This is a genomic window from Paenibacillus sp. B01, from assembly GCF_009649995.1.
Lineage (GTDB): Bacteria > Bacillota > Bacilli > Paenibacillales > Paenibacillaceae > Paenibacillus_O > Paenibacillus_O pasadenensis.
Map to the genome: position 1 here is coordinate 1,746,987 of NZ_CP045802.1, position 18,420 is coordinate 1,765,406.

Below are 18,420 nucleotides of genomic sequence, written 5' to 3' on the forward strand. Positions count from 1 at the left end.
ACCCGCATGGATCGAGGGAAAGCGAAAGGAAGCGGAAACGAATGAACAGGACCATCACTTTTTCTCATAAGGTTTCGGAGGCGGCGGAAGCGGCCGGCGCGCTGATCGTGCGGCCGGTGGCTCCGGCCGAGCTGCAGGAGGACGCGGCCGGAGGCGACCTTGGAGCCGGCGACCCGCTCGCGGTTCCCGCCGTGCGGGAGGCGCTGCGCCGCAGCTTTCGGCTCGGCGCCTTCAAGGCGGCGGCGGAGCAGACGCTGACGATGCCGCTGCTCGGCCTGCATGAGGCGGAGGCGGCCGTGTTCGTCGGCCTCGGCGAGTCGTTCGCGACGGGCGACGGGCTGCGCCGCCTCGGCGCGGCCGCGGCACGGGAGCTCAAGGCGCAAAAAGCGGAGCGCGCCGTGCTGCTCGTGCCGCTGCAGCTGCATGACGGCGTAGGCGACAGCCTCGGCACGGCGCAGGCGGCCGCGGCATTGGCCGAAGGGCTGACGCTCGGCGGCTACGAGCGCGCCAAGTCGCGCTCCGGCGAGCCGCCGGCGGCGAGTGAGCTGCAGATCGAGCTGCAGCTGTGCGGCGGCGCGGACGAAGGCCGAGCGGCGGCCTGGAACGAAGGGTTCGCGCGCGGCCAGCTCGCCGGCGAGGCGGTCGCCTGGGCGCGCGATCTCGTGCATCTGCCGGGAAGCGAGCTGACGCCGGAGGCTTTGGCCGAGGAAGCGGAGCGGCTCGCGGACGAGGCGGAGCTCGACGTCGAGATCATCGACGAGTGGACGGCGGGAGAGCTCGGCATGGGCGGCCTGCTCGGCGTCGGCAAAGGCAGCGTCCATCCGCCGCGCATGATCGTGCTGCATTACGAGGGCGATCCGGACAGCGTCGAGAAATGGGGCCTGATCGGCAAGGGCATCACGTTCGATACCGGGGGCTACTCGCTCAAGCGCGCTCCCGGGATGGAGGATATGATCGGCGACATGGGCGGCGCGGCGGCGGTGCTCGGCGCGATGCGGATCATCGGCAAGCTCAAGCCGAAGGCCAACGTCGTCGCGGTCATCCCTTCGGCCGAGAACATGATCTCCGACCGGGCGTTCAAGCCGGGCGACGTGCTGACGATGATGAACGGCATGACCGTGGAGATCGTCAACACGGACGCCGAGGGCAGGCTCGTGCTCGCGGACGGGATGACGACCGCGATCCGGCGCGGGGCGACGAAGCTCGTCGACGTGGCGACGCTGACCGGCGCGGTCGTGTCGGTGCTCGGCGACACGGCCTCCGGCATCCTCGGCAACGACGAGACGCTGAGCCGCGAGCTGGAGGAAGCGGCGATCCGCAGCGGCGAGCGCGTCTGGCCGCTGCCGGCCTACGCCGAATTCCGCCGCAAGCTCGACAGCGCCGCCGCCGATCTGAAAAACGGCGCGGGCCGGGAAGGCGCGGCGAGCATCGCCGGCCTGTTCATCGGCGCGTTCGCGGAGGACAAGCCTTGGGTGCATATCGACATCGCCGGCACGTCGTGGATCAGCCGGCCGCGCGGCTGGGAGAGCAAGGGCGCGACCGGTGTCATGACGCGCACGCTCGCGGAGCTCGTGCTGCGGGACGGCGGCATGGAGCTTCGCTGAGACGGAGCCGGCACGACAAATCTTTTGCGTTCTTTACCGATTTCCCGTATCATAGGATGAACGTTACCTTACCATGTTAGGAGTTCTGCGATCATGTCCGCCAAAACGACCCCAAGCAAAATTGTCGACTGCACCGTCCGTGATGGAGGCCTCGTGAACAACTGGGACTTCAGCATCGAATTCGTGCAAGATCTATACCGCAGCCTGGACGAGGCCGGCGTCGAGTATATGGAGATCGGCTACAAAAACTCGCCGAAGCTGCTCAAGGGCGCGGATGCCGCAGGCCCTTGGCGCTTCCTGAACGACGACTTCCTGCGCAAGGTGCTCCCGAACAAGGGCCGGACGAAGCTGTCCGCCCTCGTGGACATCGGCCGCGTCGACGAGAGCGACGTGCTGCCCCGCTCGGAGAGCATGCTCGACCTGATCCGCGTCGCCTGCTACATCCAGGACGTGGACAAGGCGCTCGAGCTCGTGGAGCTGTTCCATGAGCGCGGCTACGAGACGACGCTCAATATCATGGCGCTGTCCAACGTCATGGAGAACCAGCTGATCGAGGCGTTCGACGCGATCCGCGAGAGCGTCGTCGACGTCGTGTACGTCGTCGACTCCTACGGCAGCCTCAAGCCGAGCGACTTCGGCTACCTGATCGACAAGTTCAAGCAGCATCTGCCGAACAAGAAGCTGGGCGTGCATACGCACAACAACCAGCAGCTCGCGTTCGCCAATACGCTGCTCGCCGTCGACAAGGGCGTCGAGTTCCTCGACGCGAGCGTCTACGGCATGGGCCGCGCCGCCGGCAACTGCAACACGGAGCTGCTCGTCGCCCATCTGCCCGGCACGAAGTACAGCGTCCGCCCGGTGCTGGAGATGATCGAGAAGCATATGCTGCCGCTTCGCCAAAAGGAAGAGTGGGGCTACATCATGGAGTACATGGTGACCGGCCTGCTCGACGAGCATCCCCGCTCGGCGATGGCGCAGCGCGGCTCGGACAAGCAGGACCGGATCGTCGATTTCTACGATCAGCTGACGACCCCCGAAGTGCTGCACGGCAAATAAGCCGCCGTCCGCTCCGCCCGGAGCCTGCGAAGCCGCCCTGACGACCGCCACGGCCGTCAGGGGCGGCTTTTTCGCGTCTGCACGCCCAATAAGTATGCGTTTACAACAGAGACGCGACCTGCTATTGTTTTAGTTCCGAGAGACAAGAGGGCAGGAGAGGATCGCATGTACCGAGTGTTGCTGGCCGATGACGAGGCCGATGTCCGAGAAGGATTGCGGGCGGAGATCCGCTGGGAGGAGTGCGGCTTCGAGATCGCGGCGACCGCCGAGAACGGCCTGGAGGCGCTGGAGCTGGCCGAGCGGCTGCTGCCGGACGTCGTGCTGACGGACATCCGCATGCCGTTCGTGGACGGGCTCGAGCTCGTCCGCCGGCTGCAGGCGGCCTTGCCGCTGGCCAAGACGGTCATCCTGACCGGCTACGACGAGTTCGACTATGCCCGCCAGGCCGTCTCGCTGAGCGTCGACGAGTACCTGCTCAAGCCGTTCACGGCGGCGAGCCTGACGGAGCTGCTGCGCGGACTCAAGGAAAGGATGGACCGCGAGCGCGCGGAGCGCGAGGACGCGCGCGAGCTGCGGGAGCACTATTACCGGAGCCTGCCGCAGCTGCGCGGGCAGTTCCTCAGCTCGCTGCTGTATCGCCGCTACCCGGAGGCGGCCATTCGCCGCAAGGCCGAGCAGTATGGCCTGAGCCTGGACGGGGAGGGCTGCTCGGTATCCGTCGTCCGCCTGGATGAATCAGGGCAGGCCTCGAACGCGGGCGGAGCGGAAGGAGGAGCTGCGGCGGCCGCCGAGTCAAGCTCGCTCCGGCAGTCGCCGGACGAGGAGCTGAAGCTGTTCGCCGTGCTCAACGTCGCCGAGGAGATCTGGTCGGCGGCGCGGCGCGGCATCGCTTTCCTCCATCAGGACAGCATCGTGCTCATGGACTTCGGCATCGGTGAGGCCGGCTGGAAGGAGAGCTGTCAGCAGACGCTGGAGCAGCTCGCGCGCAGCGTCGAATTCTACCTGCGGCTGCCCGTGACGATCGGCACCGGCCTGCCCAAGCGCAGCCTGTCCGAGCTGCAGGAAGCGTACGAGGAAGCGCTGCTCGCGCTCGACTATCGGCTCGTGCCCGGCATGGACCGGCTCGTCTTCCTGCAGGACGTCGAGCGCCGGCCGTCGGAGCCGCTGCGCTTCGACGAGCTGCGCGAGCAGGCGCTCGCGCGCTGCCTCAAGGTCGGCACGGCCGAGGAGCTGGAGGCGCTGCTGGCGGACATTCTCGGCGAGATTCGGGAAAGCCATACGTACAGCGGCATCCAGATGTACCTCATGGAAGTGCTGACGGCGATCTGCCGCACGGCCCAGTCCGCCGGCGTCGAGCTCGAGGAGCTGCTCGGAGCCGGAGCGCAGCCGTATGCCGAGCTGTCCCGGCTCGCCGGACTCGGCGAGGCGAGGCGCTGGCTGGGGGAGCTCGGCGCGGCCGTCATGCAGCGCATCGCCGGCACGCGCCAGCATGCGTACAAGGATCTGGTGGAGGAGGCGATCCGCTTCACCCGCGCGCATCTGCATGATCCCGAGCTGTCGATCGCGAGGGTCTGCTCGCATCTGCATATCAGCGCCGGCTATTTTTGCGGGCTGTTCAAGCGCGAGGTGAAGCTCACGTTCCTCCAGTACGTGCTGCAGCTGCGCATGGAGCTCGCGCAGGAGCTGCTGCGCTCGACCGAGCTCAAGGCGTTCGAGATCGCCGAGCGGATCGGCTTCTCCGAGCCGAACTACTTCAGCTTCTGCTTCAAGAAGCATACCGGCACGACGCCCAAGGAATACCGCAGCCGGGCCAAGGAAGCGGAAGCGGGGCCGCTGCCGTGAAGCGGCCGACGCTCAAGGAGGCGGCCCGCTTCAAGGAGCGGGTGCGCCATTCGCGCGTCAGCAGCATCCAGTCGATCGTCACCTGGTCGTTCTCCGTCATGATCGTCATCGCGATCGGCACGGTCGCCTTCCTGCTGCACGACAAGTTCTCCGCATCGGCGGAGCGCAGCGCCTTCACCTCCTCCAGCCAGATCGTCGATCAGGTCAGCTACAACCTCGAGGACTACGTGCGCGGCTTGTCGAGCTTTTATCGGGCGATCGAGCAGAACCTGCTGGACAAAGGCCGATGGGACGGCAGCGAGGTCGACACGCAGCTCGACACGCTCATGGGCAGCCGCGACGACATCGTCTCGATCGCGCTGTTCGCCGAGGACGGCACGCTGCTCAAAAACCGCCCGGCCGCGGAGCTGCGCCCGAGCGCGAACGTGACGGGCCAGGGCTGGTTCCAGGCGGCGCTGCGCGTGCCGGACCATCTCGGCTTCTCGCTGCCGCATATCCAGAACCTGTACAAAGGCGGCTATCCGTGGGTCGTCAGCATGAGCAAGCGCGTCACCGTGCAGCAGGACGGACAGGCGCAGGAGGTCATCCTGCTCGTCGACATCAACTTCAAGCAGATCGACGAGCTGTGCAGCCGCATCAGCCTCGGCCGGCAGGGCTACGCCTACATCATCGACGAGGGCGCGGGCAACATCGTCTACCATCCGCAGCAGCAGCTCATCTACATGGGGCTCAAGCGGGAGAACGTCGAAGGCGCGCTCGTCTCCTCCGGCGACTATGTCGAGGAGCTGGACGGAGAGCGCAGGCTCGTCACCGTCAAGTCGGTCGCCAACATCGGGTGGAAGATCGTCGGCGTGAGCTACCTCGACGAGCTGCTCACGACGCGGGAGGAAGTGAACCGCTACCTCGTGCGCGTCGTCGCCGCCAGTCTCGTGCTCGTGCTGCTCTTCGGCATGCTGCTCGCCCGCTCGATCATCCGGCCGCTCAAGCGGGTGGAGAAGATGATGCGCTCCGTGGAAAGAGGCCAGTTCGACGTCGAGCTGCCGGTCGAGGGACCGCTCGAGGTCGAGCGGCTGTCGCGCCGCTTCAATCTGATGGTGCACAAGATCCGCCAGCTCATGGGGCAGATCGTGCTGGAGCAGGAGTCCAAGCGGCGGCATGAGCTGGAGGCGCTGCAAGCCCAGATCAATCCGCACTTTCTGTACAACACGCTCAACTCGGTCGTGCGCATGGCGGCGATGAGCCGCGGCGAGGAGGTCGTCACGATGATCACCTCGCTGTCCAAGCTGTTCCGCATCAGCCTCAGCCAAGGACGCACGCTCATTTCGGTCAAGGACGAGCTGGAGCACGCGCATCATTACCTCACGATCCAGCAGCTGCGCTTCGGCCGCAAGTTCACGTTCGCCATCCGGGCGACGGAGGAGGCGGAGCGCTGCCGGACGCTGAAGCTCGTGCTGCAGCCGCTGCTGGAGAACGCGATCGAGCACGGGCTCGAATATTCGGCGGATGAAGGGCGGATCGAGGTGCAGGCGTTCGTGGAAGACGGCGTGCTGACGCTGCTCGTCGAGGACAACGGCGCCGGCATGGCGCCGGAGGCGGCCGCGCTGCTGCTCAGCGGGGAACGCGGGAGCGCGGAGGCGCCGGAGCGCCGGCCGTCGCGGACGGGCAAGGGCTCCGGCGTCGCGCTGCGCAACATCCACGACCGGATCCGGCTGAATTACGGAGCGGCGTACGGCCTCGAGTTCCGCAGCGAGCTCGAGGAGGGCATGACGGTGACGGTACGCATTCCGGCGGAAGCCGCAGAGGAGGAGATCGACGATGAAAAGCAGCCTTGAGCGACTCGGACGGCGCTCCTTCGCGCGCATCCGCCGCCTGCGCGGGCTGTCGGCCGGCTCGCCGGACTCCGCATGGCTGTCCGCACGGCTCCCGGCCGCCCTGCTGCTCCTGCCGCTGCTCGCCGCCGCCGGCTGCTCCGGCTCCGCCGCGCCTGCCGCGCCGCCGCCGCCCCGTCTGGCCGCGCTGATCGCGCCGCAGTCGGACGGCGCGCTAGCCGGCGCGATCCGGCTCGGCGCGGAGGCGGCGGCCAAGGAATTCGGCTACCGGCTCGACTATGTGGAGAAGGAGGCGGGCCGGCCCGGCGAAGGCCAGGCGGAGGCGGCGAGCCGCGCGCTGAAGGAAGGCGCGGAGGCGCTGCTGCTCGATCCCGACGGCGAGCTGCAGCTGGCGGAGGTGGTGAAGCTCGCTCATGCGGCTGGAGCGGCCGTGATCACGCTGAGCGACGCGTATCCGGTGGACGGAGTCGCGAGCGCGGTGACGATCGACAACCGCGAGGCCGGCCGCCAGGCCGGCGCGGCGATGGCGGAGCTGCTCGGCGGCTACGGGCGCGTGGCCGTGCTCGGCGCCGACTCCTCCGCACCCGGCTACGAGGAGCGGCATGCCGGCGTGCTGGAAGAGCTCGCCCGCCATCCGGCGATCACGGTCGCCAAGGGCTACTCCTGCGGCTCCTCCTCCGACGGCTGCAGCGAGGCGGCGCGCCAGCTCATGGACGAGGCGGACGGCATCGTCGCGCTGCAGGAGCAGGGCGTGCTCAGCTCGGCGCGGGAGTCGCTTCGACGCGGCGCTTCCTCCGAGGTGAAGATCGTCGGCTTCGGAAGCGAGACGGAGCAGCTGGAGCTGCTGCAGGACGGTGTCATCGACCGGCTCGTCGTGCAGAGCGGCTTCAACGCCGGCTATCTCGGCATGCGGCAGGCCGACCGGCTGCTGCGCGGAGAGAAGCCGGAGGCGAGAGTCGCGCTCGCGACCAAGGCGGTCAGCCCGGACAGCATGTTCTGGATGGACAATCAGAAGCTGCTGTTTCCTTTCGTCAAATAGGCCCGTACGGGCCTATTTTTCGTCTGTCTGTAAAAAGCTGATGAAGATTTCGATAGAAAGCAGGAAGATTTTCGATTCGAAAAAAGCGCAAGCCCTTTCATAATAAGAGCATGAGAACGGACGGCGGCGCCGAGAAGGCGATCGCTGCCGAACCCCCATCCTACATCCTTCAGGAGGTCATTCCTTATGAAAAAACAAGCGGCACTCGCGGCGGCGCTCGCGGCGGTCATGGTGACGGCGGCCGGCTGCGGCGGCAACAACGGCGGCGGCAACGCGGGCGGAGACTCCGGCAGCGGCGGCGACCAGCCGAAGATCGGCGTGGCGATCTACAAGTTCGACGACACGTTCATGACCGGCGTGCGCAACGCGATGACGGCGGCGGCCGAGGGCAAGGCGCAGCTCGACATCGTCGACAGCCAGAACGCCCAGCCGACGCAGAACGAGAAGGTCGACCTGTTCATCTCCAAGAAATACAAGGCGCTGGCGATCAACGCGGTCGACCGCACGGCGGCCGGCGTCATCATCGACAAGGCTCAGGCGGCCGACATTCCGGTCGTGTTCCTGAACCGCGAGCCGGTCGCCGAGGACATGAACAAGTGGGATAAGGTGTACTACGTCGGCGCGAAGGCGGAGGAGTCCGGCACGCTGTCCGGCCAGATCATCGCCGACTACTGGAAAGCCCATCCGGAAGCGGACAAAAACAAGGACGGCGTGCTCCAGTACGTCATGCTGCAGGGCGAGCCGGGCCACCAGGACGCCGAGCTGCGCACGAAGTACTCCATCCAGGCGATCGAGGACGCCGGCATCAAGGTCGAGAAGCTGGAGCAGGATACGGCGATGTGGGACCGCGTCAAAGGCCAGGACAAAATGCAGGCTTGGCTCGCGGCGCGCGGCGAGAGCATCGAGGCGGTGCTGGCCAACAATGACGACATGGCGCTTGGCGCGATCGAGGCGCTGAAGGCGGCGGGCTACTTCTCCGGCGACAAGTTCATGCCGGTCGTCGGCGTTGATGCGACCGCTCCGGCGATCCAGGCGCTGCAGGACGGCACGCTGCTCGGCACCGTGCTCAACGACGCCAAGAACCAAGGCGGCGCGACGGTCGCCCTGGCGACGGCGCTGGCCAAAGGCGAGACGCCGACGAAGGAGAATACCGGCTACGACATCACCGACGGCAAGTACGTCTGGATCGCCTACAAGAAGATTTTGAAGGACAACATCGCCGACGCCCAGCAATAAGCGGGATTCGGCCAGGGAGCCCGCAGCCCGGGACGCGGCGGGCTCCCTTTCGCATCCCGCCGGCGCTCGCCGGCACGGCAGGGCCGCTCCGCGGCCGTCCCGTAGGCTGTCCGACTTTTTCCCAGCAAAGGAGGCGCGAGCGATGAGCTCCCCTTATCGATTGGAGATGCGCGGCATCTCCAAAGCTTTTCCCGGCGTGCAGGCGCTGAGCGGGGTCAGCCTGAACGTGCGCCCCGGCACGGTCCATGCCCTCATGGGCGAGAACGGCGCCGGCAAATCGACGCTCATGAAATGCCTGTTCGGCATCTACAAGCCGGATGAAGGCGAGATCCGTCTTGACGGCGAGCGTGTCGACATCCCGAACTCCAGGGCCGCGCTGTCGCATGGCGTGTCGATGATCCACCAGGAGCTGCATCCGGTGCCGCATCGCAGCGTCATGGAAAACATCTGGCTTGGGCGCTTCCCGCTCAAGGGCGTCTGGCCGCTGCGGCTCGTCGACGAGCGCCGCATGCGCCGCGACACGCAGGCGCTGCTGCTCGATCTCGGCCTCGACATCGACCCGCAGGCGCAGGTCGGCAGCCTGTCCGTCTCCAAGATCCAGTCGCTGGAGATCGCCAAGGCGGTGTCGTTCCAATCCAAGGTGATCGTCATGGACGAGCCGACGTCGTCGCTGACCGGCAACGAGGTCGAGCAGCTGTTCGAGATCATCGAGAAGCTGCGCAGGCGCGGCGTCTCGATCATCTACATCTCGCACAAGATGGAGGAGATCCTGCGCATCTCCGACGACGTGACGATCATGCGCGACGGCAAGTACATCGGCACCTGGGAGGCGTCCGAGCTGACGACCGACCTCATCATCAGCCGCATGGTCGGCCGCGACCTGAACGACCGGTTCCCGGAGCGGAGCAACGTGCCGTCTACCGTCATCCTCAAGGCGGACGGCCTCACGTCGACGAATCCGATGTCGTTCCAAAACGTCAGCTTCGAGCTGAAGCGCGGCGAGATTCTCGGCGTCGGCGGACTCGTCGGCGCGCAGCGGACCGAGCTGATCGAGGCGCTGTTCGGCCTGCGCCAGCTGAAGTCCGGCACGATCGAGATCGACGGGCGCAAGGTCAGCATCAAGTCGCCGGCCGACGCCAAGAAGCACGGCATCGCGCTGCTGACCGAGGAGCGGCGGACGACGGGCATCTTTCCGGTGCTGTCCGTGTACGAAAATACGATCATCGCCAACCTGGGCCGCTACCGCAGCCGGCTCGGCCTGATCGACGAGCGCAAGGGACGGCGGGAGGCGGCCGACAACGTCGCCAAGTTCCGCACGAAGACGCCGGGCGTGGACACGCAGATCCGCAACCTGTCGGGCGGCAACCAGCAGAAGGTGCTGCTCGCCCGCTGGCTGCTCACCGATCCGGAAATCCTGCTGCTCGACGAGCCGACGCGCGGCATCGACGTCGGCGCCAAGTTCGAGATCTACACGATTATCGCCGAGCTGGCGCGCCAAGGCCGCAGCATCGTCATGATCAGCTCGGAGATGCCGGAGCTGCTCGGCATGTCCGACCGCATCATGGTCATGAGCGAGGGACGGATGACCGGCATCCTCGACGGACGCAAGGCGACGGAGCAGGAAATCATGCGGCTGGCCGCGCAGCAGCGGATGGCTTAGCCAGGAGGGAACAGCATTCATGAGCACTCAAATGAACACGCCGGCGAAAAAGCCGGCCGGCCAGGCGGTCCTGGGCTATCTGAAGCATCTCGTCACCAACCGGGCGATCTTCCTCGTCCTCATCCTGCTCGTCGTCGCGATCGCAATCATGGACCCGACGTTCCTGGCGTACTCGACGCTGCGCGACATCCTGCAGCAGAACTCCACCCGCGCGATCATCGCGCTCGGGGCGGGCTTCGTGCTCATCACCGGCGGCACCGACCTGTCCGCGGGCCGCGTCGTCGGCCTGACGGCGGTCGTCTCCGCCTCGATGCTGCAGGTGGACACCTATGCGGCGAAGTTTTTCCCGAACCTGCCCCAGCTGTGGGTCGGCATCCCGATCGTCGTCGGCATCGTCGCCGGCCTGCTCGTCGGCTGCGTCAACGGCTTCATCATCGCCAAGCTCAAGGTGCCGCCGTTCATCGCCACGCTCGGCACGATGGTCGCCGTGTACGGCATCAACTCGATCTACTTCGACTCCGATCCGAACCAGTCGCAGCCGATCGCCGGCCTGCGACCGGACTTCACCAAGATCGGCACCGGCTCGATCCACTTCGGCGGAGGCTACACGCTTCCGTACATTGTGCTCATCGCCGTCGGCGTCGGCCTGATCTGCTGGGTCGTCTTCAACAAGACGCGCCTCGGCAAAAACATGTACGCGATCGGCGGCAACGTGCAGGCGGCGCATGTGTCGGGCATCAACGTCGCCCGCAACCTGATCTTCATCTACGCGATCGCCGGCGCCCTGTACGGCCTCGGCGGCGTGCTCGAGGCGGCGCGCACCGGCGGCGCGACGAACAACTACGGCAACATGTACGAGCTGGACGCGATCGCGGCCTGCGTCGTCGGCGGCGTGTCGACGGCCGGCGGCATCGGCACCGTGCCGGGCATCATGGCCGGCGTGCTCATCTTCGGCGTCATCAACTACGGCCTCACGTTCATCGGCGTCAGCCCGTACTGGCAGCTCATCATCAAAGGGCTCATCATCGTGGCGGCGGTCTCGTTCGACATCCGCAAGTACGTCGCGAAGCGGTAGGCCGCGCGGGCGTGGGGCCAGATGCCCGGCGCAAGGCAGCGCGGCAAAGCTGGGCGCGGCAAAGCCGGGTTGCGCAAGCGCGGGGAAGCCGGGCGCGGCAAAGCCGGGTTGCGCAAGCGCGGGGAAGCGCAAAGCAAGGCTAGTTGGCTGGGCGCGGCCATGCAAGGTTGGGCAAGACAAGTCAAGGTTGGGCAAGACAAGGTTGGGCAAGACAGTGCAAGGTTGTGCAAGTCTTTGCAACGCAAGGCGAGGCAAATGATCGCAAGGCGAGGAACGGGCAACTGCCCGCTCCTCGCTTGCCTTTTTGCGGGTTACAGCGGTTAACCAGCCCGTCTTCAAGCTGTAACCCGAAAAAATCGGGTTACAGCGGTTAACCAGCCTGTCTTTCAGGCTGTAACCCGAAAAAATCGGGTTACAGCGGTTAACCAGCCTGTCTTTCAGGCTGTAACCCGAAAAAATCGGGTTACAGCGTCTCGCCAGCCCGTCTTTCAGGCTGTAACCCGAAAAAATCGGGTTACAGCGGCTCGCCAGATCGTCTTTCCGGCTGTAACCGACACGCCTGCCTCCCCGGGGTTACTCGTTTTTTTCGAGCAACTCCCACTGTTTTGGCCCCCGCTAGCCCGAGTTACTTGTTTTTTCCGCGTAACTCCGACGGTTTCGGCCTCCGCTAGCCCGAGTTACTCGGTTTTTCCGCGTAACTCCGACCTTTTCGGCCCCCGCTAGCCCGAGTTACTTGTTTTTTCCGCGTAACTCCGACGGTTTCGGGGTCAAGTCCATAATTGTGTGTAAAAACACTTCTCGGTAGAAAATGGAATCGGGTTTAAAGGCTGTCCGTCGCTTCCGTCATGGTGGTGCTGGTTTCCTGCTCCTCCGAGCCGGCGCCCTGAGTGGCTTTCTGCTTCTTCCACGCCTTGAAGTCCGTCATGTCCATGTACGGCTTCTTCGTCATCCAGTACTCGTTCTCTTCCATGAGCATGGCTCCGATGAGACGGATGACGGAAGCGCGATTGGGAAAGATGCGGATGACCGTCTCGCGCCTGCGGATCTCCCCGTTCAGGCGTTCCATGCCGTTGGAGGTGCGCAGCCGCACGCGGTAGGCCTCCGGGAAGGCCAGCACCGCGACGGCGTCCTCGAACCCGTCCTCCAGTATTTTCATCGCTTTGGGTGCTGTCTCGGCATACGCCTCAAGCGTCTGTTCGAGATAGGAACGAGCCGTCTTCATGTCGGGCGCATCGAAGATCGATCGGACGCGACTCTTGATTTCGCTTTGGAGCGCTTTGGGCGCTGCGTTCAGCACGTTCTTGATGAAGTGCGTCTGGCACCGCTGCCACGAGACCCCTTGAAACTCCTTCTCGATGGCCTTGACCAGCCCGCCATGATAGTCGCTCGTGACGAGCTCTACGCCGTGCAGGCCGCGCTCTTTCAGCCAGCGGAAGTAGGCGCCCCAGCTCTCCTCCGACTCGGTGTCGTCGACGCGCAGGCCCAGAATCTCACGCCGGCCTTGCTCGTTCACGCCGTAGCCCACCAGAACGCCTCGAGAACAGATACGGCCTTCTTCACGCACCTTCACGTAGATCGCATCGATGGTGATGAAGGGGAAGGCGTGGTCGGCCAGAGAGCGGTTGTTCCAGTCGTGGACAGCCGGGTCCAGCTGCTTGCACAGGTGGCTGACCGTTGACTTGGAGAACTCGGTTCCGCACAGCTCCTCGGTGATTTTAGTCACCTTGCGCGTCGACACGCCGTTGATGACCATTTCCATGAGCGAGAGAACCAGCGCTTGCTCGCTGCGCTGATACCGGGCGAAAAGCTCGGTAGAAAAGGAGCCGTCCCGAAACCGGGGGACGCGCAAGGTGACGCTGCCAGCGCGGGTAATGACGTCGCGCTCGTAGCTGCCGTTGCGATAGCCCTTGCGCTCGCTGGTGCGCTCGTACGTCTGCGCCGCCAGCTGATCTGTCGCCTGGGCTGTCAGCACCTGATTCAGCACCGTCTCCAACAAGCGGGCCACTCCCGCGTCCCGATCGGTTCCGATAAACAGCTGGTGCAAAATGTCCTGATCTACGGTAATCTGGTATTGAGTCATGTGTAGGCACTCTCCTTGGAATGTTGGTCTCGACAACTTCCATTCTAACCGAGAGTCCTACCATGGCTTTTCTTTTTATGGTCAGGAGCATTTTACACAATTATATGGACTTAACTGGTTTCGGCTTCCGCTAGCCCGAGTTACGCAGTTTTTCCGAGCAACTCCGACCGTATCGGCCCCCACTTGCCCGAGTTACTCGGTTTTTCCGCGTAACTCCGACGGGTGCGGCACCCACTTGCCCGAGTTACGCGGTTTTTCCGAGCAACTCCGCCGGGTTCGGCCTCCGCTCGCTCGAGTTACTCGGTTTTTCCGCGTAACTCCGACGGGTTAGGCCCCCGCTAGCCCGAGTTACGCGGTTTTTCCGAGTAACTCCAACTGTTTCGGCCCCCGCTAGCCCGAGTTACTCGTTTTTTCCGCGTAACTCCGCCCGATTCGGCCCCCGCTAGCCCGAGTTACTCGTTTTTTCCGAGCAACTCCAACCGTTTCGGCCTCCGCTCGCTCGAGTTACTCGGTTTTTCCGCTTAACTCCGACGGGTTCGGCCTCCGCTTGCCCGAGACGAGGGAGTCCACGTTCTATGGATCGCGCGAGCGATTTCGATACGGGCCCAAGTCGTTGCAGCCTGGGTAAGCTCCAGCAAGTGGGAGCTGCTTTCAGGCTCTTTTCGCAGCGGCCGTTCAATGACAAATAATCCTGCTGGATAAGGTGCTAGGTGCGGTCTGGAGGTTATGGTAAACTATTCCCAAACGAACGGCGAGGGAGGAAGGACGATGACGAGAGGCAAAGTACCCCGCTAATCCCGTAAGAAGACCGGAGCAAAAACTTGGGCCGACGTCCGCGTACGCGCCAGATCCGGCTGCAATGTCGGCGTCCGTACAGTCGTCAGAGCTAGCTGCAATGCCGGCGTCCGCGCACGCGTCAGAGCCGGCTGCAATGCCGAAATTCGCGCAAACGTCGATGCTATCGCTCGCGGAGCCGAGCGTGCCCGCGCTCCTCCCTGCGCTTTCCTGTCCGGTCGGAACGGAGGAAACGCAAAGGGGAGGATGACGAAAATGAGAGAACGGAACGATTGGAACGTTGCTCACGGAATGGAGGAGCGCTGGCGGGAGCTGCGCTTCGGGCTGGAGATCGAGTTCGTCGGCGGCGAGCCGGAGCGGCTGGAGCTGCTGCCGGGCTGGACGATGGCGCTGGACGAGAAGCAGATCGACGGAGACGGAGAGGCGTCGGGCAGCGAGCTGCAGTCGCCGCCCCTTCGCTGGGAGGAGCTCGATCAAGCGGAGGCGATGCTGGAGCGGCTGAGGCGGCAAGGGGCGCAAGCCAACTGGAGCTGCGGCCTGCATGTGCATGTCGGGCTGGAGCCGTTCGGCGAAGCCGCGCTCCCGGCGCTGCTGGAGGCGGCGCTGAGCTCGCAGGAAGCGCTTAGCTCTCTGCTCGGCACGAGCCCGCACCGCCGCTTTTATGCGCCGCCGATCACGGCGGAGATGGCGGAGGCTTTCCGCGCCAGCGGCGATCTGGCGGCGCTGAGGCGCAGCGGACGGCCGCAGTCCCATCGCTGCGGCATCAATCTGAGGCCGTGGAGCGAGATCGGCACCGTCGAGATCCGCTACGCGAATGGAACGCTCGAGGCGGCCGAGGTCAGGCGCGTTGTCGAGCTTTGCCTCCGGTTCGTGGACGGCGCCTGCAGAGGGCAACGCATGCCGGATGAGCCGGCGGCTTTGGCCGCCGCGCTCGGCGCGCCGTCCGGCGGTTACCCGCCGCGCGCCGATCCGCCTCGCTGGCATCGCGAGCGGATCGCGCTCGAGAACGCCCTGCTGCCGCAGCTTGCGGCACAGGCGGCGGAGCTCGTGCCCGGCGGCGAGATCCATCACATCGTCGCTGCGGACGGCGGCGTCATGGTAGCGGTCGAGGATGAAGAAGGCTCGCTGCATCGGTTCCGCTGCGCGCTTGCCGCCGGCGGACTGGAGCCGCTGGGCGACGGATAATCAGGAGGGAGTGGAGTCCGGATGGAAAGGGAACTTCAGGAAATTCAGGGCAGGCTGGCCGCAGAGCTGGCTGCCGCGCTGCAGGAGCGCAGGCTGCCGCTGGCTCCGGACGGGAATCCGATCGTCGAGGAACGCGAGCGGCGTCTCGACCGGGAGGCGGCGCGGCTGCTGGAGCTGCGTGAGCGCCGGATCGGGGAGGAGGAGACGAGGCTGCGGCTGCTGGCGCTCGTATCGGGCCTGCATTTGCGCAACGGCAGCTTGAACCGCTCGCATGAGCTGTCGCAGGAGCTGGACGGTCCCGACGGCAGCTATCTGCACGGGATGATGCACCGGATGGAAGGGGACTTTTCCAACGCGAAGTATTGGTTCCGGCTCGCCGGCCCGCATCCCCGCGCCGAGACCTGGCGCCGCCGGACCGAGCAGCTGCTCGACGGCACGCCGGATGCGGAGCCGGCTCTCGCCCGCCGGCTGCGCCGCGAGCCGGGCGTGGACCCGGCGCTGCTGACGGACCTGGCGGCCGCCTCCGCGCTGACCGGCCATGCCGGAGCGGATACGCCGCTGCTGGAGCGGGTTCAGGAGCTGGAGCTGGAGCTGCTGCTGGAGGCGCTGGCTGAAGCCGGCGAAGACCGGTCATGAGCGAAGGAATGCTGCCGGTCGTGTGGCTGCTGATCGCCGTCGCGCTCATGGCCCAGCCGGTCTACCGTCTGACCCGGCGCATCCGCGAGCTGGAGGACAAAGTGCGGGAGCTCGAGGCGGAGGTCCGCACTCCGAGCCGGAGACGGAACAACCTGCGCATGCTGGACGGGGGAGACAAGGAGAGCTGACGCATTTCGGGCCTTGCCTGCCCGGGAGCGGCCGCATTTTTGAAAAGGGGCGGTTCCAAGGTCGTTTTCATCGACCTTTGGAACCGCCCCTGCTTTTTCAACATGCAAGAGGCAGCCGGCGCGCCGCGAGCGACGTGCCGGCTGCCTCTTGCTTGGAATCGCGGTCGGCCCGGAGCCGCGCCGGCCTCCGGCCTAAACGCCGATCAGCTCGCCGTCGCCGCGCAGCGCGGCGGCCCGATGGAGCTTGTTCGCATGGAAGTAAGCCGTTCCTTCCAGCCTGCGGCCGTCCTTCGTCAGCGCTGACACCTCGACGCCGATGTCCGATGCCGTATAGAAATAGTCCAGCAGCTCGCTGTCGGCCACTCCGTTCACGTCGATATACCACAGCCTCGAGCCGGCGTCCGTGACGAGCGCCAGCTCGGCCGATTCCATCTCCAGCTCTTTCGTCCAGCCGCCATGAGTCAGCGTCAACAGCAGCAGCGGATACGTTTCCATGTCGATTTCTCTCCCGTCTGCTCCTGATTGTACCTGCGGCACTGCCGCGATGCAACCTTTCGGAGCGGGCGTCCGTCCATCACAGCAAGATCCAGAATTGGGCCTTGATCCCACAGGAAAGAAACCGGGGGGCGATGAGCATGAAAAAGAGAAACGACGAGCCATCGGGCATGGAAACGAACCGGCAGCCTGCGCCAGAGAGCGGCCGAGGACTCCGATGGACCAAGATCGGTCCGCGGCTGAAGCTGGCCACGGCCAGCCTGCTGATCGCGGCGCTGCTGACCGGCTGCGGCGCGGCGGATGAAGGGGCGGTCCCGGGGAGCGGGGAAGCTGCTGCAGGCGGAGCCGCCGCCGTAGACGCGGCCAGCCGGGAGTCCGTCGCCGGCGCGCCGCAGAAGAGCGCGGCGAAAGAGGCTCCGACTGGCGCTGCCGCGGCGCAAGGGAGCGAGGAGCCCTCTGCGGCTGACGCATCCGCCGCAGAAAGCGCTGAGCTCCAGCATTCGGACGCCATGCCTCCAAAGGCAGAGCCGCGGCAAATGCCCGAACCGCAAGCCGGCATGCTGACGGCAGGAGAATGGGACGATCTCGGCGCGTGGAGCCGCTGGACGGAGCTGATTCAGGACAGTCCTTATCCGGCTGCCTGGGGCTTCGCCCCCTATCGCCGCCTGACGGTGCAGGCGACGGCCAAAGGCAAGCCGGCACGGGACGTCGAGGTCATCCTGCAATGCGGCGGCAAGCGGGAATGGACGGCTCGCACCGACGGCAAGGGACAGGCGACGCTGTTCGCGGGACTGCTCGAGTCGCGAAGCCGGCAGGACGTGGAGCTGCAAAACGAGCCGGCTGCTTCGAGCGAGCAGCAGGGAGGCTCAAAAGATCAGGCCGCCGCGCCTCAGGACTGCTCGGTCCAAATCGACGGGGGGAACGGACTTCTCGTACGAGAAGCGGAAGCGAAGGATTGGGCGGGGCGGGTCATGAAGCTTGAGACCGACCGGGAAGCGGCGCAGCCGGACGCCGTGCTCGACCTGCTGCTCATGATCGATACGACCGGGTCGATGGCCGACGAGCTGAGCTATCTATCGACCGAGCTGACGAACGTCGTCTCCCGCGTCAAGAAAAACATCGGGCAGAACCTGACCGTCCGGATCAGCCCGAACTTCTACCGCGACCACAACGACGAGTATGTCGTGCGGTCGTTCCCGTTCCTCGAGGACGCCGTCAAGGCGCAGGCGCATATCGCCCGCCAGGAGGCCGACGGCGGACAGGATTACCCGGAGGCGGTCGCCGAGGCGCTGACCGATGCCGTGCTGGAGCATGATTGGAGCCGCAGCGCGAGGGCGAGGCTGATGCTGCTCGTGCTCGACGCTCCGCCCCACCAAGGACTTCGGGAGCGCGAAAGCATCCAGCATGCGGCCGCCGAAGCGGCGAAGCAGGGCATCCGCATCGTGCCGGTCGCCGCGAGCGGCACCGACCTGGAGACGGAGCTGCTTCTGCGCACGCTCGCCGTCTCGACCGGCGGCAGCTACGTGTTCCTGACCGACGACAGCGGCATCGGCAACGGCCATAAGCAGCCGGAGGGCGTCGAGCCGCAGATCATGCCGCTGAACGATCTGCTCGTCGATCTGATCAGCCGGCACGCGGAGGGCTGAGCCCGCCTGCATCCGCCCGATCCTCCCTTCCCGCAACAGCACCAGCCCGCTTCC

At 65.7% G+C, this 18,420-nt stretch carries 14 protein-coding genes; 12 read left to right on the forward strand and 2 right to left on the reverse strand.

From position 1 onward, the window contains the following. The first annotated feature begins 41 nt into the window (after positions 1–41). The 8 genes from GE073_RS07660 to mglC all read left to right on the forward strand — a co-directional run bounded on the left by GE073_RS07660 (position 42) and on the right by mglC (position 11,341). Complete coding sequence (locus GE073_RS07660; RefSeq protein WP_153783156.1) at positions 42–1,604, forward strand: leucyl aminopeptidase; 1,563 nt, start codon at positions 42–44, stop codon at positions 1,602–1,604. A gap of 93 nt (positions 1,605–1,697) precedes the next feature. Continuing rightward, positions 1,698–2,660 (forward strand): aldolase catalytic domain-containing protein, encoded by a 963-nt coding sequence (locus GE073_RS07665; RefSeq protein WP_028599922.1) that lies wholly within the window; start codon positions 1,698–1,700, stop codon positions 2,658–2,660. Positions 2,661–2,825: 165 nt separating this feature from the next. Further along, complete coding sequence (locus GE073_RS07670; RefSeq protein WP_153783157.1) at positions 2,826–4,502, forward strand: response regulator; 1,677 nt, start codon at positions 2,826–2,828, stop codon at positions 4,500–4,502. Continuing rightward, on the forward strand, positions 4,499–6,334 hold the full coding sequence (locus GE073_RS07675; RefSeq protein WP_052333460.1) for a cache domain-containing sensor histidine kinase: 1,836 nt from the start codon (positions 4,499–4,501) through the stop codon (positions 6,332–6,334). The genes GE073_RS07670 and GE073_RS07675 overlap by 4 nt, the downstream gene beginning before the upstream one ends. Continuing rightward, on the forward strand, positions 6,318–7,370 hold the full coding sequence (locus GE073_RS07680; RefSeq protein WP_153783158.1) for a substrate-binding domain-containing protein: 1,053 nt from the start codon (positions 6,318–6,320) through the stop codon (positions 7,368–7,370). The genes GE073_RS07675 and GE073_RS07680 overlap by 17 nt, the downstream gene beginning before the upstream one ends. A gap of 186 nt (positions 7,371–7,556) precedes the next feature. Further along, positions 7,557–8,606 (forward strand): galactose ABC transporter substrate-binding protein, encoded by a 1,050-nt coding sequence (locus tag GE073_RS07685; protein ID WP_028599919.1) that lies wholly within the window; start codon positions 7,557–7,559, stop codon positions 8,604–8,606. 142 nt (positions 8,607–8,748) lie between these two features. Further along, positions 8,749–10,266 carry a sugar ABC transporter ATP-binding protein gene (locus GE073_RS07690; RefSeq protein ID WP_153783159.1) on the forward strand — a complete coding sequence of 506 codons (1,518 nt, stop codon included), beginning with the start codon at positions 8,749–8,751 and terminating at the stop codon, positions 10,264–10,266. A gap of 31 nt (positions 10,267–10,297) precedes the next feature. Continuing rightward, a complete protein-coding gene (gene mglC / locus GE073_RS07695) occupies positions 10,298–11,341 on the forward strand; it encodes a galactose/methyl galactoside ABC transporter permease MglC (RefSeq protein ID WP_052333458.1) in 1,044 nt (347 codons plus the stop codon). A gap of 820 nt (positions 11,342–12,161) precedes the next feature. Here mglC and GE073_RS07700 read toward each other — a convergent pair. Next, positions 12,162–13,421: an IS256 family transposase gene (locus GE073_RS07700; RefSeq protein ID WP_101808325.1), complete on the reverse strand. Its 1,260-nt coding sequence runs from the start codon at positions 13,419–13,421 to the stop codon at positions 12,162–12,164. A 1,050-nt stretch (positions 13,422–14,471) separates the two neighbouring features. Between GE073_RS07700 and GE073_RS07705 the strand changes: the two genes are divergently transcribed. From GE073_RS07705 to GE073_RS07715, 3 genes are read left to right on the forward strand one after another with little or no spacing between them, the layout of a single operon-like run. Next, complete coding sequence (locus GE073_RS07705; protein ID WP_194843302.1) at positions 14,472–15,401, forward strand: amidoligase family protein; 930 nt, start codon at positions 14,472–14,474, stop codon at positions 15,399–15,401. Between the two features lie 21 nt (positions 15,402–15,422). Next, positions 15,423–16,037, forward strand: coding sequence for a hypothetical protein (locus GE073_RS07710; RefSeq protein ID WP_153783161.1), 615 nt, complete (start codon positions 15,423–15,425; stop codon positions 16,035–16,037). Further along, entirely contained in the window at positions 16,034–16,225 is a 192-nt protein-coding gene (locus GE073_RS07715; protein ID WP_153783162.1) for a hypothetical protein, read from the forward strand. The genes GE073_RS07710 and GE073_RS07715 overlap by 4 nt, the downstream gene beginning before the upstream one ends. Before the next feature lie 192 nt (positions 16,226–16,417). Here the strand turns inward: GE073_RS07715 and GE073_RS07720 are convergent, their stop codons facing one another. Beyond that, on the reverse strand, positions 16,418–16,720 hold the full coding sequence (locus GE073_RS07720) for a hypothetical protein (protein ID WP_028599914.1): 303 nt from the start codon (positions 16,718–16,720) through the stop codon (positions 16,418–16,420). Positions 16,721–16,860: 140 nt separating this feature from the next. Here GE073_RS07720 and GE073_RS07725 point away from each other — a divergent pair, with 140 nt between their 5' ends. Beyond that, positions 16,861–18,366 (forward strand): vWA domain-containing protein, encoded by a 1,506-nt coding sequence (locus GE073_RS07725; RefSeq protein ID WP_194843303.1) that lies wholly within the window; start codon positions 16,861–16,863, stop codon positions 18,364–18,366. Positions 18,367–18,420 lie beyond the last annotated feature (54 nt).

Coding starts and splice junctions, on each gene's coding strand:
- mglC (WP_052333458.1), top strand. CDS start 10,298: ATGAACACGCCGGCGAAAAAGCCGGCCGGCCAGGCGGTCCTGGGCTAT.
- GE073_RS07660 (WP_153783156.1), top strand. CDS start 42: ATGAACAGGACCATCACTTTTTCTCATAAGGTTTCGGAGGCGGCGGAA.
- GE073_RS07665 (WP_028599922.1), top strand. CDS start 1,698: ATGTCCGCCAAAACGACCCCAAGCAAAATTGTCGACTGCACCGTCCGT.
- GE073_RS07670 (WP_153783157.1), top strand. CDS start 2,826: ATGTACCGAGTGTTGCTGGCCGATGACGAGGCCGATGTCCGAGAAGGA.
- GE073_RS07725 (WP_194843303.1), top strand. CDS start 16,861: ATGAAAAAGAGAAACGACGAGCCATCGGGCATGGAAACGAACCGGCAG.
- GE073_RS07720 (WP_028599914.1), bottom strand. CDS start 16,720: ATGGAAACGTATCCGCTGCTGCTGTTGACGCTGACTCATGGCGGCTGG.
- GE073_RS07690 (WP_153783159.1), top strand. CDS start 8,749: ATGAGCTCCCCTTATCGATTGGAGATGCGCGGCATCTCCAAAGCTTTT.
- GE073_RS07710 (WP_153783161.1), top strand. CDS start 15,423: ATGGAAAGGGAACTTCAGGAAATTCAGGGCAGGCTGGCCGCAGAGCTG.
- GE073_RS07705 (WP_194843302.1), top strand. CDS start 14,472: ATGAGAGAACGGAACGATTGGAACGTTGCTCACGGAATGGAGGAGCGC.
- GE073_RS07680 (WP_153783158.1), top strand. CDS start 6,318: ATGAAAAGCAGCCTTGAGCGACTCGGACGGCGCTCCTTCGCGCGCATC.
- GE073_RS07685 (WP_028599919.1), top strand. CDS start 7,557: ATGAAAAAACAAGCGGCACTCGCGGCGGCGCTCGCGGCGGTCATGGTG.
- GE073_RS07715 (WP_153783162.1), top strand. CDS start 16,034: ATGAGCGAAGGAATGCTGCCGGTCGTGTGGCTGCTGATCGCCGTCGCG.
- GE073_RS07700 (WP_101808325.1), bottom strand. CDS start 13,421: ATGACTCAATACCAGATTACCGTAGATCAGGACATTTTGCACCAGCTG.